The sequence below is a fragment of the Porphyrobacter sp. MBR-155 genome (assembly GCF_040547625.1).
In the GTDB taxonomy this organism is placed as follows: Bacteria; Pseudomonadota; Alphaproteobacteria; order Sphingomonadales; family Sphingomonadaceae; genus Erythrobacter.
The window spans coordinates 1-15,176 of the sequence record NZ_JBEPQB010000007.1 but is presented as its reverse complement, the minus strand read 5'-3'; the positions used below and the strand labels follow the sequence as shown (position 1 = coordinate 15,176).

Sequence of the window (15,176 nt, the reverse complement as noted above, 5' to 3'; positions counted from 1 at the left end):
CCCTAGAGCATGTCCTTGAGGGCAAGCGCAATGGTGATCCGCGCTGTCAGCAACGCAATCAGCACCCCGGCAAGCGGAACGGCAGCGATCACCAGCCACTCAGCAAGGCCAAATCCAACGCCGCTGGTCAAACCGCTATCCAGCGCGGCGAATTGCTGTCCCAGCAGCAACACCGCGGCCACGCCCAGACCCGCGCCGACCACCGCTCCGAAAGCGGCTTCGCGCAGCACGGTGCGCAGGAACACGGCGGAAATCTGACGATCGGTCGCGCCGAGCAGGTGAATGATCTCAACCGTGTCGCGCGCGCCGGCAAAGGCATTGCGCGCCGCCAGCCATACCGCCGCCGCGGTCGCCAGCGCCACCAGCGCAATCAGCCCCAGCGCCAGCCATTGCAGCGCCGACAGCGCGCGATAGACCGGTTGCAGCCAGTCCGATTGGGCATCAACCCGCGCGCCGGGAACCGTTTGTTCAAGCGCCGCCGCGATCCGGGCGATATCATCAGGGGCAGCGCTGCGCGACAGCTCGACATCGATCAGCGCCGGGATCGGCACATCGCCGCTCGCCGCGCCTTCACCCAGCCAGGGTTCAAGCAGGGCGACCAATTCTGCCTCGGGCACCAGTCGCACCGCGCGCACCCCATCCATTGCGGTCAACACCCGCACCGCATCAGCGCCGCGCGCCGCGCGCAAATCGGGGTTGGGTTCGATCACCTGCACCGTCACCGCCGCCGACAGATCGGCGCTGGCGCTGGTCGCCAGGTTCTTTAACGCCAGCCCGCCCGCCGCCGCGATCACCACCAGCGCGATCAGGATCGCGATGACCCAAGGGATCGGCCCGGCAAAGCGGCTTGCAGGCAGCAGCCGCGCCGCTGCCCGGTTGCGCGCAGGGGTGGCCAGATCGGCGGCGCTATCGGTTTCGGGTGCATCCGACAGAGGCGGCGGCGGCGTGTTCATGCCCCACTCTCACCCGAGGCGGCTGGGCGAGGGGGATAACGCAGTGCGCCGGTCGGATCGGACAACTGCCCCTTGTTCAGCCGCATAATCAGCGAATCGGGCACTTTCTTGAGCAGGTGGACATCGTGGGTCGCCACCACCACGGTCGTCCCCACGCGGTTGTTCAAGGCTTCGAACAGGCGCAGCAGTTTCAGCGCCATTTCGGGATCGACGTTGCCGGTCGGCTCGTCCGCGATCAGCATTTGCGGGCGCGCGATCACGGCGCGGGCAATGGCCACGCGCTGCTGCTCCCCACCCGACAGCGTCGCCGGAATCGCATGGGCGCGGTGGGTGAGCCCGACCCAGTCGAGCATCTCCGCAACCGCCTTCACCACCCGCTTTTCATCCGCGCCTGCCAGCCGCAGCGGCAAAGCGACATTGTCAAAGGCGGTAAGGTGCGGCACCAGCCGGAAATTCTGGAACACCACCCCCAGCCGCCGCCGCAGATCGGGCAGGCGTTCGCGCGGCATGGTGATCAAATCCTGCCCGAACATCCGGATCGCCCCGCGCGATGGCCGCTGCGCGAGGTAAAGCAGTTTCAACAAACTGGTCTTGCCCGCCCCGCTCGCGCCGGTCAGAAAATAGAAGCTGCCGGGGTAAAGCGTGAAAGACAGGTTGCTCAGCACTTCGGGATCGGTGCCGTAACGCAGGCCGACATTGTCAAACTTCACGTGTCCGGCAAGGCGATCATTCATTGCGCGCACCTATCAGCGCGGCAAGGCCGGGGGAAGGCGAACATCGCACGCTCGTAACAAAGAGTGCCGAAAAATCGCTCACGATGTGGAAAAACCCGCTGAAATCGCCTGTGTGGGGGTGCTTGCCCTTGTGCGCGGATGAACGAAGGCTATTGCAATTCAAGAGATGATCATCGCCTGCCCAGCCTGCGGCACCCGCTACGCGGTGCCCGATGCTGCCATCGGCAGCGACGGGCGGACTGTGCGCTGCGCCAAGTGCAAGCATAGCTGGTTTCAGGACCCGCAGGTGCTCGATCTGGAAAACCCGGTTGACGCTGCGGCGGCACCGCCCCGCGCCGCTGCTGCCCCCACCCCGCCGCCCGCTACCCCTGCACCAGAACCAGCGATGCCGCAGCCCGCTCCTGAAGCGTCCGGCGAAGGCCCTTCGATCAACCATTGGCGCACATCGGATACCCCCGCATCTTCAGCGACCGATTATGACGAATCGTCGATTGCGGTGCGCGCCTTGCGACGCGGGCTTAGCCAGAACACGGCAGATGGCGATGAAAGCCGGGTAATCCCCCGCACCGATCCGCCCGCCGCGCCTGACGAACGTGAGGCCTATGCCGAACCGGATGCTGACCCCCCGTTTGCAGATGAGGAATTTGCAGATGAGGAATCGCGCTTCGGGTACCGCGCCCCCTTCATCCGGCGGCGCAACACGTTAAAATTGTGGACTTTTGCTGCGGCAATCTTTGCTGTGCTGGCAACCGGGACAATTGTTGCGGTCAATTACTACAGCCTGCCGGACTGGTTTCCCTTAAGCCAACCGACCTTCGGCATCGGCCAACCGGGGCTTGAACTCGATTTCCCACCCGCCGAACAGCGCCCCGAAACGCTGGAGAACGGCGAGACCATGTTCCGGGTGCGCGGCACCATAACCAACACCGCGCGCGAAACATTGACCGCGCCCAACCTGCTGGTGGTGTTCAGCGACGCGCGCGAACGCAAGGTCGGTGATTGGGTGGTGGTTCCGGCCAAACGCCAGCTGGCTCCAGGAGAAACCGTCACCGTGACCGAAGCGATCGCCAACATTCCTCCCGGCGCGGCGGTTGCCGATCTGGGTTGGGCGCCCAATTAAGCGGCTTGCGCGGTGCTAAACCCCTTGCTAGTGGGCCGCTCCTACCGCGGGGCCAGCACCTTGGCTGCCCCGACATACCCGAGTGCGGTCGTGGCGGAACTGGTAGACGCGCAACGTTGAGGTCGTTGTGGGCGAAAGCCCGTGGAAGTTCGAGTCTTCTCGACCGCACCAAACAGTAAGTCCTTGTTTTGCAAGGATTTTACTTCCCTAAAGCATCGCCAGAAAGCGCGCAGTTCTGCGCCTTTCTGCGCGTGGAAAGTGCCGAGTGTGTGCCAGAGACGGCGTTTGAGGCCCAAACGTAGGCGCAAATCTCAGCCCAATCTCTGCCCCTGAAAAACTGACCGCAAGTCACCGCAGAGTGCGTTGAGATCACTGGCACAAAGTGCGCTGAGACTCTTTGCTTGGCCATGGAGTCATCGAACGAGGGACGCGGAGCCGACGCCGCTCCGCGTCGAATATTTCAAGAGACCGGTGACCTCAGATGGCGAACCCAAGCATCCGCTTCTGATCTGTCCAGCACTGCGGCAGGTCCGCCTCAAGCAGCATCCTGCGATCGAGCCGCGCCGGCTGACGACCATCGATGATCGATTCCACGATGCGCGGGCTCAACCATGATATCCGGAACAGCTTGCCAAGCTGGGTGCGGCAGCGGCCCTCACGCTTACCAAGCTGATTGAGACTGAGCTCAGGAGAGGCCAGAACCAATTGCCGAACCTCCATCGCCTCCCCGCGCGGCAAGCAGGCAGCTGATTACGAGCACGCCAAGAGCTGTCGCTTGCGCGACCGGCCAGACAGGCGCTGGGGCGAGAAAATCGAGCCCGATCAGCACTTCGCGTGTGGCATCGCCTGCCATGATCGAAAGGATTGCAGAACTGAACGGGACAACACTCATCACCAGCAGCACAGCCAGCAGGCTTGTTCCGCTCGGGCCGAACGCGCTGCGCATGTAGACGAAGCTTTCGGTGCCGGTTCGATAAACCGGCAGCAGCAGCGCGAAAAACAGGATGCCAAGGCCGATGGCCGTGCCAAAGAACAGCGCGATAGCACCATCAACAAAGCCGACAAGCTGCCCGGTCGCTCCGCCGAACAAGAATCCCCACGTAGCGATCGAAAGCCCGCTTTTGACCGCCAGCATATCGCGGAACGACCAACTGCGTTCTTCTGGTAGCAGGGGAAGCGTTTCGGCAAGCGCAGCTTCGATATTGTTGGTGACCGCCATGCCCTAGAACGCCTGTGCAATAAGAACGACCGCGAAGGATCCGATGGTGATCGCTGCGAGCGCCATGGTGTCCGCCACAGGCAGGCGCCGATCGGCTCCTTCATCCTGCGCGAGGATCGCCAGACGCCGTTCAAGCTCGCCCTCGAATGCGGTGGGCCGCGGGCGGGTCAATGCGCTGCTCCTTGGAGAACATGCAGCCGCATGTGCGCAGCATCGCGAAAGCCCATGCTGCGGCAGAGCGGTCGCCCCGCCTCGGTGACTTGCAGCCAGAGCGGCAATGGCTGGGACGCGGCCTGCTGCGTTGCAGCGATTACCGCCCGCCGCATCGCCGCATCGCCCTGCAGGAAATAGAGCACGGTGATCGTCGCAAACTGCGCGTTGCGATGTTTGGAAAGCGCCGGAAGCCTTGCCGCAAGCGCCGCTGCGCCCGCCGGAATTGCCTGTGCCATGATTGTGCCCCCTTTTTTGCGGCTTAAGCTCGCGTGGAAACCGATGTCGTATCAAGGGCGGTCAGGCGCCCATGTTCCAGCCAGTTGGCAAGATCGGCGGGAACGCTAGCCTCGATGGCTGCGCGGTAATCGGCGAGGTCTTCATCGGTCAGAACACTGCGCCAACGGTCGTTTGTGCCCTTGTGGAGGAAGGCATCGGCCCCGCCCTTGAAGGCCTGTTCGGCCAGTCCCAGAAGCTTCGCCCCGTCGCGCTTCATGCTGGCAAACCCGGCTGCCTCGACCATTTCTGCTAACAGCGGCTCAGGTGTCGTGATGCCGCAGAAGTGCGCGATCCGGCGCATTTCGCCTTCGCGATCTGCCTTGAGGTCGTTGTAATGGACCAGCAGCACATTGGACCGCTCGCGTGCTTCCCAGAAACTGGTCTCGAGCTCCATGAATTCGGCGATCGTGAAATCGTCAAACGGCGCGTAGTCGGGATCTCGCAGCCAGCGCCGAAAGAATGCTCGCTGGTCTTCCAGCGCACGCGGATAAGTGGCCGCGATCAACGGGTCCGCCAGCCCATCCTGATCACGACCGGCGAGAAAATCGTCGCTCAAATTGATCGAATGATTATGAAACGACATTACCGCATCGCGCGGGTCGCGGGCGACGTTGATATAGAACACATCGTCATGCAGCGGCAGCGCGGTGAGCGGCGAATGAGACTTGAGCCCGCGCCGCCCTTCCGCAGCGGATAACGCGGCGGCGACTTCGGTCTGCGGGATGAACCGCGCATCGAGCCAAGGCTGCTCTTCCATGATCTGGCGCGGCTCGGCTGACTGCGCGAGCAGCATGCCGACAATGCGCTGCGTCCAGGTCGTCCCGGTCTTGGGCGGGGTGCAGACGATGATGTCACCGGCGTGCAGTTCGAAACTGTCCCAGATCCGGCTGTCGGTGTGCCAGGTGCGAATGACCTTTTCGGGCTTGCGGATCAGCATGGAGGGATCCCTTTCAAAGCGTCATGTGAAAGCCGCCATCAGCGGTCAGCGTGGTGCCAGTGATGAAGCTGGCTTCGTCGGAGGCGAGGAAGGCGATGGCGCGGGCGATCTCTGCCGGTTCACCGATGCGGCGCTGGTGGGTCTGCGCTTTCAGGCCTTCAAAGGCATCGGGGCCGAGATTGCCCTTGATCTGGTGATGCAATGGTGTGTCGGTGACACCGGGACACACCAGATTGACCCTGATCCCCTGCGCCGCCAACTCCGCCGAGGCGCTGGTGGTCAGCGCCAGTTGCCCCGCCTTGGAAGCGCAATAGGCCGCCGCGCCCGGTCGGCCGAGGAAGGTGTTGACCGAACCGACATTGATGATCGCCCCGCCATCGCCCGCCGCCACCATCGCGCGCGCCTGATGTTTCAGGCACAGGAAATTGCCTTTGAGGTTGGTGTTCAGCACGCTGTCCCAATAATCATCGGGCAATTCCACGATCGAATGGACCTGTGCGCCGATGCCTGCATTGTTGACCGCGATGTCGAGCCGGCCGTGGGTGTCGATCGCATGCGCGACCATCGCCTCGACTTCGCCCGCATCGCTGACATCCGTACGGATGAAACTGGCCGTGCCCCCGGCGCCCAAAATCTCCCCGGCAAGTGCGGCAATCATTTCCTCACGCCGCGCGGCGAGCACCACAATAGCGCCGCGCTGAGCAAGCAAACGCGCTGTTGCCTCGCCAATCCCGGTGCTCGCGCCGGTAACGATCGCGACCTTGTTGGCAAACGGCGTCACGCCGGTTCACCCATTGCCTTGGCGAGCGCGAAGGTATCGACGTGCTGTTGAAAGCCGGTGATCTTGCCGTGCTTCAAGGTCCACCAGTGGACGATCTGCGGCGCGATCTCGGCCCCGCTTGCCTTGACCCTGGCGCGGTATCGCCCCTGCATCACCACCGTGTCGTCATCTGCGACGACCTGCCCCACCTCGACCGCGAAACTGTGGTATTCTTCGGGAACGCGGGCGAACACGCCTGCGGCCACGGCCTGCGGCCCGACATAGGGATTGCCGTCAGCCCACTTATTGTTTTCCGCTTCGTGCCAGACGATATCGTCGGCCATTAGCGCCAGCACGGCATCCATGTCGCCCCGGTCGAACTCTGCATATAGCGCCATGATGATGTCGCGATTGCTCATTAGTCGCAGTCCTTGCTCAGAAAACCGAATATCCGCCGTCGACCGGCAGGGTGATGCCGGTCACGAAGTCCGCCACCGCGCTGGCGAGGAACACCGCTGCACCTGCACATTCTTCGGCCTCTCGCGACCGCCGCGCCCGTCTTTGCGAAACCCACCGAAATAGCGCGCCCGATCCCGCGATTGCCGCCGGTGATGACGGCGACCTTGCCGGTGAGGTCAAAGGCGGAAAGGCCGGTCAATTCGACACGTCCGCCGCGATGATCCAGCGGCCGTCCACGCGGCGCCAAAGGAGCGAGGCATAGCCGCCGAACAGCCGTTCGCCTGCCGCGTCGAAGACATCGTATTTCTGAATTTCCACAAAAGAATCGGGGCCAAGCCGTTCGATCTTCAGCACTTCTAGCGTGGCATCATGCGCAGCGCTGGAGGCAACACCAACCCAGAAGGCTTTGATGGCTTCGAGGTCCGAAAGCAGCGTTGCATTATCAGCCGAATACACCGAACCGGGGCCATAAAGCGCCATGATCCCCGACACATCGCCTGAGCGGATGCCTTTGATTATCACGCGGGTGCGGTTGTCGAGTATTGGCGTCAGATCGGCCTTGCCAGTATCGTCCTTGATCTCCACCCGGATCAATCGGACTTCGACACTATCGCTCAGGTTGACTGGAGAATGGGGGCTTCAGGGCCTTTCCACATGGTTAGGGGCAGCTCTAAGGAAGGCCCAGCGCGCGAATCGAAGATCACGTTTCCGTGGGCGTCGCGGTCAATCCATTCATCGGCCTGCATGATATGGAGAACGCTGGGCCAGCGATGGAAATGAAGCGGCTCGACCTCGCCGGGGCCAAGCGTGACCTCAAGCACACGGACGCGCTCATTCTCCAACAGGATCTTGTGATTGTCCGGCGCGGCAATGGTTGCCTCCAGCTCAATAGGCCAGGTCGCGGGGTCGCCGGTCACATAGTTGATTTGATCGTCCTCGACGACCTGTTGTTCGAGAGTGGTGCTGCTGTTGGCGGAAGCCGCAAGCGGCGCCAAGAAGAACGCGGCGGCAGACCAGAAAGGGAGCTTGGCCATATCAGCGCCCCCGTTGCGGCCGGTATCGTTGGGATTGATCGCCGCGACATAGGCGTGATGCAGATCGCTTGCGGGTGTTGCGGTGCTGGTCATCTTGAATGCCCCCTTGCCTGGGGGGTGAATGCCAGCGGGCGACCGGGTCGCATTATCGCCCTCCGGGGCCCACTCTATCCGCGCCCCCCTCGACTGCGGATTTCGACGGCAACACTTCTCCTGCGCCCTGAACAAGCCGTTTGGTGAGCGTCAGTGCAGGAGCCAGATTGACGTTTGCTTGTGGGCCAATGAATGCGGCTGAACGCTGCGTTCGGTCAACCGGGCAGACCGTCAAAAAAGCGTCAATTCGTGCGCGCTCAAGCGCAGCGGGGATCGCGGATCGTGCGGTTGAAGGGATCAATATCGATCCACAGGTTCATCAAGCCGAACATGTTGGCGGGGTGGATGCACTCCGAATAGATCTTCATGACGAGATTGCTATGCCTTATCCAGATCGCGGGGAAGGCAATCGAGCTATCAAATGGGTCGGGCATGGCGGCGTGCAGCCCATCGAGCATTGGGCAATAGGCCGCGCGGTCCGCTTGGTTGCCATTGAAGATCCCACGAGCGGCGAAGCCGAAATAGGCATCGCGTGCCGCGTCATCCATCGGCGGCATCCCGGGCGGACCAAGGGATTTTGACAGCAACCATCGCAATGATGAGGACGAACAAGCCGGGGCCAATCCCTCCGACCAGCGTGCAAACAAGAATGACAGGGAAGAAAAGTGCGACGGGAACCACGCCATCCCCAAAAATCTCTAGTCACCATCTAAGTGCGACCGCGGACAGGGTGAGAGAACCTGCAAATGCGTACCAGAGCCAAGAAGGAGGATTGCTACCAAGAAACTTGGCAGCCTTTGATTCTCCAGTATCTGACTGAGTCGTTGCCGACCTCGCCTCTCTATGCCACCGATAAGGACACGCCGATCCTTGGCAATGAAGTGTGGGGACACGCCTATTTCCTTGAGCACCAGAGCCGCCGGAGCAACCATCTGGAAGGATGGTGGCAGGTGGTGAATTGGGGCAAGGTCTAGCTTCGCTTCGCGGCGGCATCCGGGACGAAGTAAGCGGGTTTGACCAACGCACGTTCGCGCTTCATTGTCGGACGGACAACAAGGGATTGCGGTTGATGATGAAGACAACCTGCCTTGCCGGAGCGCTGGTGCTGCTGGCTGCCGATGGCGCGCTGGCGCAATCAACACCTGAGGAAGCGGCCACCTCTGTTGCCGCACCTAGCGGTCCGGAGCGGCGCTTTACCGCGCAGGACCTGTTCGACCTGTCGATGGCGAGCGATCCGCAGATCAGCCCGGATGGCAGTCGCATTGCCTATGTTCGGGTCAGCAACGACATCATGACCGACCGGGCGCGTCGCTCGATCTGGCTCGTCGACACCCGCACAAGCGAGCAGGTCCCGCTGGCGGGCGGATCGGGGGAGGCTGATGCCTTTGCGCCGCGCTGGTCGCCAGACGGCACGCGCCTCGCCTATGTCTCCACCGCAAGCGGGGATGCGCAGTTGTGGGTAAAGTGGCTGAAAGGCGGCGAGGAAGTGCGGCTCACGAGTTTGCCGAGCAGTCCCTCTGGCATTACGTGGTCGCCCGATGGCGCAGCAATAGCCTACACTATGCTGGTTGAAGGCGAAGGCTTGAAACTGGGCAAGGCCCCCGAAGGCAAGCCCGAGGGCGCCAAGTGGGCCGAGCCGCTCGAAACCTACGACCTGCTTGCCTACCGTGCGGACGGGGCGGGATATCTGAGGCCCGGTTTCGAGAAGGTCTTCATCATTCCTGCCACCGGCGGAGCGCCGCGCCAACTGACCTTTGGCGACTATCACGATGGCGGCATGCTGGCCTTTTCCAAGGACGGGCGCAGGCTCTATTTCAGCGCCAATCGCAAGCCCGATTGGCAGAACCAGCCGGTCGAGAGCGAGCTTTACGAGTTTGACATCGCCAGCGAGGCCATCACTGCGCTCACCAACCGAAATGGCCCCGATCACAGCCCCGCAGTCTCGCCAGATGGCAAGCTGATCGCATTTCTAGGCTTCGACGATGCGGGCCGCGCTTATGAGGATGACGATCTCTACATCATGGCCCCTGACGGTACGGGGATTCGCAATCTTACCGAGAGCTGGGATTTCAGCCCAATGGGGATTGTCTGGGATGCTGACGGCACCGCGATTTATGCGCAATACGACATCAGCGGAGAAACGCGGGTCGCGCGGATTGGCCTCAATGGGGCGATCCGCGATGTTGTGCTGGGGCTGACCGGCAGCAGCTTCGATCGGCCCTATACTGGCGGCAACTTTTCGGTCGCAGGCAACGATGCCATTGCCTTTACCGGCGGTGCGCCAGTCTTACCTGCGGAGTTGATACTGGCAGCGGCAGGCAAGACCCGGACGCTCACTGATCTCAATGCCTCATTGAAGGCGGTCAAGACAATGGGCGAAGTGCGCAAGATCACTACAAAGTCGAGCTTTGATGGCCTTCCTATCGAAGGTTGGCTAACGCTGCCGCCGGGCTATGTGGCGGGCACGCGGGTGCCGCTGATCCTTGAAATTCACGGCGGGCCGTTTGCTGCCTATGGCCCGCATTTCGCCACTGACAATCAGCTTTATGCCGCAGCAGGTTACGCCGTCCTCTCGGCCAATCCGCGCGGCTCGACCAGTTATGGCGAGGATTTCGCCAATCGGATCGATAAAGCCTATCCCGGCAATGATTATGATGATCTCATCAGCATCGTCGATGCCGCGATTGCAGAAGGCGTTGCCGACCCTGACGCGTTGTTTGTCACTGGCGGTTCTGGCGGGGGTGTGCTGACCAGCTGGATCGTGGGCAAGACCAACCGATTCAAGGCCGCCGCCACGCAAAAGCCGGTGATCAATTGGACGACTCAGGTGCTCACCGCCGACAATCCCGCTTTCTTCGGGCGCTATTGGCTGGGCGCGCAGCCGTGGGAAGCACCGGACCTATACTGGAAGCAGTCGCCGCTCTCGTTGGTCGGCAACGTCACCACGCCGACGCTGGTGGTGGTTGGTGCCGAGGATTTCCGCACCCCGGTGAGCGAGTCCGAGCAATATTACACCGCGCTGCGCCTGCGCGGCGTGCCGACGGCTCTGGTCAAGGTCCCCGGCGCCAGCCACGGCGGGATTGCCGCTCGCCCATCGCAAAGCGCGGCCAAGGCATCAGCGATCCTCGCATGGTTCGAAAAATACAAGGTGGGGACAGTTAGAGCGGCGGCCCCGCCGCCCTGAACTTTCGCGCCCAGCCGTTCGGCGACCTGCCCCTGATCAGAAACTCTGAAAGCCATGAAGCGGGCATTCGGTTTAGCGCCCTCATCACGGTGATCATGGACAACCGCCGCTTCCTCGATGGCAAATTCGGGTTCAATGCCAACTGATCCCGACAGGTTTCAGTAGGCTCCCCACGGATCATTGTAGTTGCCCGGCGAAGCAAAGGTGAGTGCCGATCCGGTCAGCAGCATCTCCATCGGCCCTTCGTTGGCAGGTGCTCGCCAGCGGTCCCTTTCCTGTACCCAGATAAGAAGCTGCGACAGGGCATCGACCTGATCGTCGTATCGGGCCGAGGGGAACCCAAGGAGTTCACCGGTGAACTCACCAAGCCAGTGCGCGCAAGACGGAAGGAACAGCCGCCCGGACATGATCATCGAGCTGACGTTCATGACGCGGGCAATCTTGTCGCCCTCGGGCCGCCGCGCAATCGCAGAAGGTACACCAACTGGCTCGTCCCCCTCGAGCGACTGGATCAGCGCCGTGCCCGAGGAAGCATCCTCGATCAGCAGTGTAGTCGCATGATGCGTGCGGGCTAGTTCGATTACCTTTGCCTTCAGTGGATTAAACTGCAGGCGCGCCCTGAATACGTCGAGCACGTACACGCGCTTGCCGGCCACCAGCGCTACAAGACAAACAGACCAGTCGTTGAACGGATTGTCTTTCGAGGCGGTATCAAGCGACATCACGATCTGACCTTGTCCAAGATCAAGCGTTGCAGGGTCGTAAACCTGCAGCCAGCTTGCCTCGATCATGTTGCCGTGCGCCGGCACTGGCTGCTGCTGGAACTGGGCCGCAAACACGAATGGGTTGTCGGCTTTCTTGCGTAGCAGCTCGGACAGCGGCAGGCGTGCAGGATGCAATGCGCAGCCCTCACGACGTCGGTAGACCCTGCCGCGCGTCAGCGTCACGTCCTCGTCGTGAGTGGCGATCGCCGGCAGACATAGCTCGTGCCAGCCCTCGCGTTTATTCAGCACGCCCACCAGATCGCCTTCGTGGAGCCGCTGCATCACTACAATGATGGAGCCAAACATCTGGTTATTGAGCCTCTGCGACAGGGTCTCGTCAAACCAGCGCACGACCTTGTCGCGTGCGGCCTGAGACATTGCGTCCTGCCCCTTCATCGGATCGTCTACGATGATGAAGTCGGCCCCGAACCCAGTTGTTGCCCCGTCGACCGATGTCGCCATCCGCCGACCGCCAGCGGTCGTGCGTATGTCGGAGACCGCGCTACGTTTGATGACGGTGTTCGGGAACGCCTCGCGATACCAGCGGCACTGCATGATCTTCAGGCAATCACGCGCGTAATCATCCGAGAGATCCTGCCCGTAGCTCACACAAAGGAACGAGAGGGCCGGATTGTGACCCAGCATCCATGCGACCCATGCGATCGAGATGATCCGCGACTTCAGGTGCCTTGGCGGCATGGTGACGAGAAGCCGGCGATTCCCGCGTCCGCGCACGAGGTCGAGCTGGTGGATAATCGCGTCGATATGCCAGTTGTGGCAGTAACCGCCTTCGCCGCCGAGTTCGCCAAACGCGCGCTGCAGGAACAGCCCGAAGTCGAGCCGGGTCGCAGCCGCAAGGGCATCTGATGCATCAATGTCAGCCATCGCAGTTCTCCTGACCAGAGCCCGGCGAAACATCATCTGGGCTATCAGGGGAGGCAATGTCGCCGCCGCGGACGGGGTCACCGAGAAGGGCGGGATCGAGGGCCAGCTCATCGGCGCGCTCGCGCAGGTAAGCTTCGAGGATGGCCTGATCGCTCTGGATGTGGCGGTGACGGTTAAGTTCTGCGGCATCGGCAATCCGGCGCCTTCGCTGGTCGACCATCTCGATGGCCCGGTTGTCGCCTTTGCGGGTCGCATTGTCGATCAGCCGCAGGTCGACGGCATGACTCTTGGTCACCTTTCGCTCTACGCCATTCTCCTTCACCACCATTCTGCGGTTGAGCTCGCGCGCGAACTCGGTGTCGGCGTTCTGCACCCCCTTCGCCCGGCGCCCGCGTTTGCGCCCGTCCCCGACCGCAAACCGGCCAGTTGCCGGCGGACGTCCCTTTCCAACCTTGTAGCTCCCGTCCTCGCGCATGTTGTCTTCGCGGTAAGGCCTGCCATCCTTGCGGCGGCCTCCTGCCGGCGACCGCGGAGCATCTCCGCCCTCGTCCTGCCCGCTCATGACAGGTCCCCCAGGCGCTCGGCAGCCACCTGCGACAGCGGAATCTTTCCATTCAGCAGCGGCTCGCATTTCGACACTTCGCTGACCCGGCGCAGGACCACATCGGCGTACTTCGGGTCGAGCTCGATTCCGAACCCGCGCCGCCCGGTAAGCGCGCATGCAACAAGCGTCGTTCCCGACCCGGCAAAACCGTCGAACACAACATCGCCAGGCTTCGTGACATCGAGGATGGCATCGGCGATCATTTTTCGGTTCTTGATCGTCGGATGATCAGCAAGGTCCTGCAGTCGGCCCTTGCGGAATGCATTTGCACCCGGGTACCTCCACACATTGCTGCGGTTGCGCCGGCCGAGCGCGATGTTGCTGGTGTGCTTGCCCTCGCTGACCTTGAACGCGAGGCACAGCTCATAGGCCGAGCGGTAAAATGCTCCCATCCCCGGGTCCTTGACCCAGACGATCTGGTTCTTGAGTTCGTGGAACACCCCTTGCGCCGCGTCGAGCATAAAGGGCAGTGCTCGCCAGTCGGTCCACACAAACGCAATCGCGCCCGGCAGGCAGTGGGCGGCGATCGTACGGAATGCCGGGCGGAGCAGCGTCATGCCAAACTCAGCCATCGAAGTTTCGCCTGCACCGGCGAGGAAGTCGCCATGTTTGACCCGGCCATTGCCGGAAACGTTGTTAGCGATCTTGCAGCCGTAGGGCGGGTCGGTCTGGACGAGCCGGATCCGGTTCCCGTGCAGCAGCCGTTCGACGAGGGCGATATCCCGGCAGTCGCCTACAGCAAGCCGCTGTTCGTCAATGTGCCAGATGTCTCCGGGCCGGGTGACTGGGACAGCCTGGTCTGCCAGCAGCTCGACGTTGTCTTCTCCGCCTTCGTCATCAACCTCATCGAACGACAGGATTCCGTCGATCTCGAATGTATCGAACCCCGTTAGCTCGACGTCGTAGCCGAGCTCGATCAGGCCTGAGAGCTCCGAACGGAGCAGCTCCTTCGACCACTCGGCATCCTCAGCAAGCCGATTGTCCGCAATGATGTAAGCGCGCCGGTCGGCTTCACTCATGGAGCCTAGGCTGATCACCGGGGCCCTGGTTTCACCATTTGCCTGCGCAGCGATGATCCGGCCGTGGCCGCACAGAAGGTTGTCGGCATCGTCGATGATAAGTGGGTTAGTCCAGCCGAACGCCGTCAAGCTTTGCTGAAGCTTCCGGATTTGCGCCTGCGAGTGCCGCCTTGCATTTTTCGCATACGGGATGAGCTCGCTGATCAGTCGATACTCGACCGCGAGAAGCTTGTTTGGATTTGAAACTGGCATGATTCACCACTCCTGAAAAACAGACTTTCTTGTTTTTCCGTGGTGGGATCTGCCGACCGCATGCGGCTTGCGGAACGGCATATAGCTCAACGCGCACTCCGCGAAAAGCCGATTTCGAACAGAGGGAGGATATGGAATGCCCGTTCACAGAAAAAAAGCCGGAGTTCCCACGAATTCTGGATATGGGAAACAAAGCCACAACACTGCGGAAACGCGCTTGGGATCACTGCGAATTTGGCGGCTCCGAAGCCATTTATGGGGATTTTCCCACTACTTTCCCAGCAAATGGGAAAAACGCGTGTCGAGACAGGTTCGCTACGGACTGCGTCGCGCACCAAATTTGTCAAGTAACGAATTGTTTTAAAAATAAATTGTGATGGGGGGGGATTTTAATCCACCTTTCCATCCCCTCTGAGGCGCGCCATAGGCGGGCTATTGCTCCAGCAACTTGGCCTTCAATGCGGCAAGTTCTTCATCAGCAATAAGGCCGCGCGCTCGAAGGTCAGCATGCGGCTTAACAGACATTTGTCGCGCTACAGACATTAGTGTAGAAATGGCTGGGCTTTGCTAACGTGCCGCGCCTAGTGGATTGACTCCAACGTTTGGAACCCCCGGTTACGTGCGGCGATGATTTCGTCGGGGTCCGCCTTCCAGACGAAGGGCTTTGGAT

General features: G+C 61.7%; 19 protein-coding genes and 1 tRNA gene. 4 read left to right on the top strand and 16 right to left on the bottom strand.

The window, feature by feature from the left end; genetic code table 11:
- Window positions 1-2 precede the first annotated feature (2 nt).
- Window positions 3-953, bottom strand: coding sequence for a cell division protein FtsX (locus tag ABIE62_RS08965; protein ID WP_354325351.1), 951 nt, complete (start codon window positions 951-953; stop codon window positions 3-5).
- Entirely contained in the window at window positions 950-1,687 is a 738-nt protein-coding gene (ftsE, locus tag ABIE62_RS08960; protein ID WP_354325349.1) for a cell division ATP-binding protein FtsE, read from the bottom strand. Before ftsE ends, ABIE62_RS08965 begins: the two co-directional genes overlap by 4 nt.
- 166 nt (window positions 1,688-1,853) lie before the next feature.
- On the opposite strand from ftsE, the gene ABIE62_RS08955 reads away from it, so the two are divergent.
- Complete coding sequence (locus ABIE62_RS08955; protein ID WP_354325348.1) at window positions 1,854-2,807, top strand: MJ0042-type zinc finger domain-containing protein; 954 nt, start codon at window positions 1,854-1,856, stop codon at window positions 2,805-2,807.
- Between the two features lie 84 nt (window positions 2,808-2,891).
- A tRNA-Leu gene (locus tag ABIE62_RS08950) sits at window positions 2,892-2,978 on the top strand.
- 306 nt (window positions 2,979-3,284) lie between these two features.
- Here ABIE62_RS08950 and ABIE62_RS08945 read toward each other — a convergent pair.
- The 11 genes from ABIE62_RS08945 to ABIE62_RS08895 form a co-directional block, all read right to left on the bottom strand.
- Window positions 3,285-3,527 (bottom strand): hypothetical protein, encoded by a 243-nt coding sequence (locus tag ABIE62_RS08945; protein WP_354325346.1) that lies wholly within the window; start codon window positions 3,525-3,527, stop codon window positions 3,285-3,287.
- A complete protein-coding gene (locus ABIE62_RS08940) occupies window positions 3,493-4,026 on the bottom strand; it encodes a purine-cytosine permease family protein (RefSeq protein ID WP_354325344.1) in 534 nt (177 codons plus the stop codon). The genes ABIE62_RS08945 and ABIE62_RS08940 overlap by 35 nt, the downstream gene beginning before the upstream one ends.
- Window positions 4,027-4,029: 3 nt before the next feature.
- Window positions 4,030-4,197 (bottom strand): hypothetical protein, encoded by a 168-nt coding sequence (locus tag ABIE62_RS08935; RefSeq protein WP_354325342.1) that lies wholly within the window; start codon window positions 4,195-4,197, stop codon window positions 4,030-4,032.
- Window positions 4,194-4,475 (bottom strand): hypothetical protein, encoded by a 282-nt coding sequence (locus ABIE62_RS08930; RefSeq protein WP_354325340.1) that lies wholly within the window; start codon window positions 4,473-4,475, stop codon window positions 4,194-4,196. The genes ABIE62_RS08935 and ABIE62_RS08930 overlap by 4 nt, the downstream gene beginning before the upstream one ends.
- Before the next feature lie 23 nt (window positions 4,476-4,498).
- Window positions 4,499-5,452 (bottom strand): sulfotransferase domain-containing protein, encoded by a 954-nt coding sequence (locus ABIE62_RS08925; protein WP_354325338.1) that lies wholly within the window; start codon window positions 5,450-5,452, stop codon window positions 4,499-4,501.
- 13 nt (window positions 5,453-5,465) lie between these two features.
- Window positions 5,466-6,233 (bottom strand): SDR family NAD(P)-dependent oxidoreductase, encoded by a 768-nt coding sequence (locus ABIE62_RS08920; RefSeq protein ID WP_354325336.1) that lies wholly within the window; start codon window positions 6,231-6,233, stop codon window positions 5,466-5,468.
- The gene (locus tag ABIE62_RS08915; protein ID WP_354325335.1) at window positions 6,230-6,631 is read right to left on the bottom strand and encodes a nuclear transport factor 2 family protein; all 402 of its coding nucleotides are present in this window, start codon (window positions 6,629-6,631) and stop codon (window positions 6,230-6,232) included. Before ABIE62_RS08915 ends, ABIE62_RS08920 begins: the two co-directional genes overlap by 4 nt.
- A 16-nt stretch (window positions 6,632-6,647) precedes the next feature.
- Complete coding sequence (locus ABIE62_RS08910) at window positions 6,648-6,851, bottom strand: SDR family oxidoreductase (protein ID WP_354325334.1); 204 nt, start codon at window positions 6,849-6,851, stop codon at window positions 6,648-6,650.
- Window positions 6,852-6,866: 15 nt separating this feature from the next.
- Complete coding sequence (locus ABIE62_RS08905; protein ID WP_502930313.1) at window positions 6,867-7,256, bottom strand: DUF4440 domain-containing protein; 390 nt, start codon at window positions 7,254-7,256, stop codon at window positions 6,867-6,869.
- A gap of 29 nt (window positions 7,257-7,285) precedes the next feature.
- Window positions 7,286-7,798: a hypothetical protein gene (locus ABIE62_RS08900; protein WP_354325331.1), complete on the bottom strand. Its 513-nt coding sequence runs from the start codon at window positions 7,796-7,798 to the stop codon at window positions 7,286-7,288.
- A gap of 257 nt (window positions 7,799-8,055) precedes the next feature.
- Window positions 8,056-8,346: a hypothetical protein gene (locus ABIE62_RS08895; RefSeq protein ID WP_354325329.1), complete on the bottom strand. Its 291-nt coding sequence runs from the start codon at window positions 8,344-8,346 to the stop codon at window positions 8,056-8,058.
- 198 nt (window positions 8,347-8,544) lie between these two features.
- Between ABIE62_RS08895 and ABIE62_RS08890 the strand changes: the two genes are divergently transcribed.
- The gene (locus ABIE62_RS08890) at window positions 8,545-8,772 is read left to right on the top strand and encodes a Fe-Mn family superoxide dismutase (protein WP_354325327.1); all 228 of its coding nucleotides are present in this window, start codon (window positions 8,545-8,547) and stop codon (window positions 8,770-8,772) included.
- A gap of 98 nt (window positions 8,773-8,870) precedes the next feature.
- Window positions 8,871-10,982 carry a prolyl oligopeptidase family serine peptidase gene (locus ABIE62_RS08885; RefSeq protein WP_354325641.1) on the top strand — a complete coding sequence of 704 codons (2,112 nt, stop codon included), beginning with the start codon at window positions 8,871-8,873 and terminating at the stop codon, window positions 10,980-10,982.
- Window positions 10,983-11,140: 158 nt separating this feature from the next.
- Here the strand turns inward: ABIE62_RS08885 and terL are convergent, their stop codons facing one another.
- From terL to ABIE62_RS08870, 3 genes are read right to left on the bottom strand one after another with little or no spacing between them, the layout of a single operon-like run.
- On the bottom strand, window positions 11,141-12,631 hold the full coding sequence (terL, locus tag ABIE62_RS08880) for a phage terminase large subunit (protein WP_354325325.1): 1,491 nt from the start codon (window positions 12,629-12,631) through the stop codon (window positions 11,141-11,143).
- Complete coding sequence (locus ABIE62_RS08875; RefSeq protein ID WP_354325323.1) at window positions 12,624-13,193, bottom strand: DUF5681 domain-containing protein; 570 nt, start codon at window positions 13,191-13,193, stop codon at window positions 12,624-12,626. Before ABIE62_RS08875 ends, terL begins: the two co-directional genes overlap by 8 nt.
- On the bottom strand, window positions 13,190-14,506 hold the full coding sequence (locus ABIE62_RS08870) for a site-specific DNA-methyltransferase (protein WP_354325322.1): 1,317 nt from the start codon (window positions 14,504-14,506) through the stop codon (window positions 13,190-13,192). Before ABIE62_RS08870 ends, ABIE62_RS08875 begins: the two co-directional genes overlap by 4 nt.
- Window positions 14,507-15,176 lie beyond the last annotated feature (670 nt).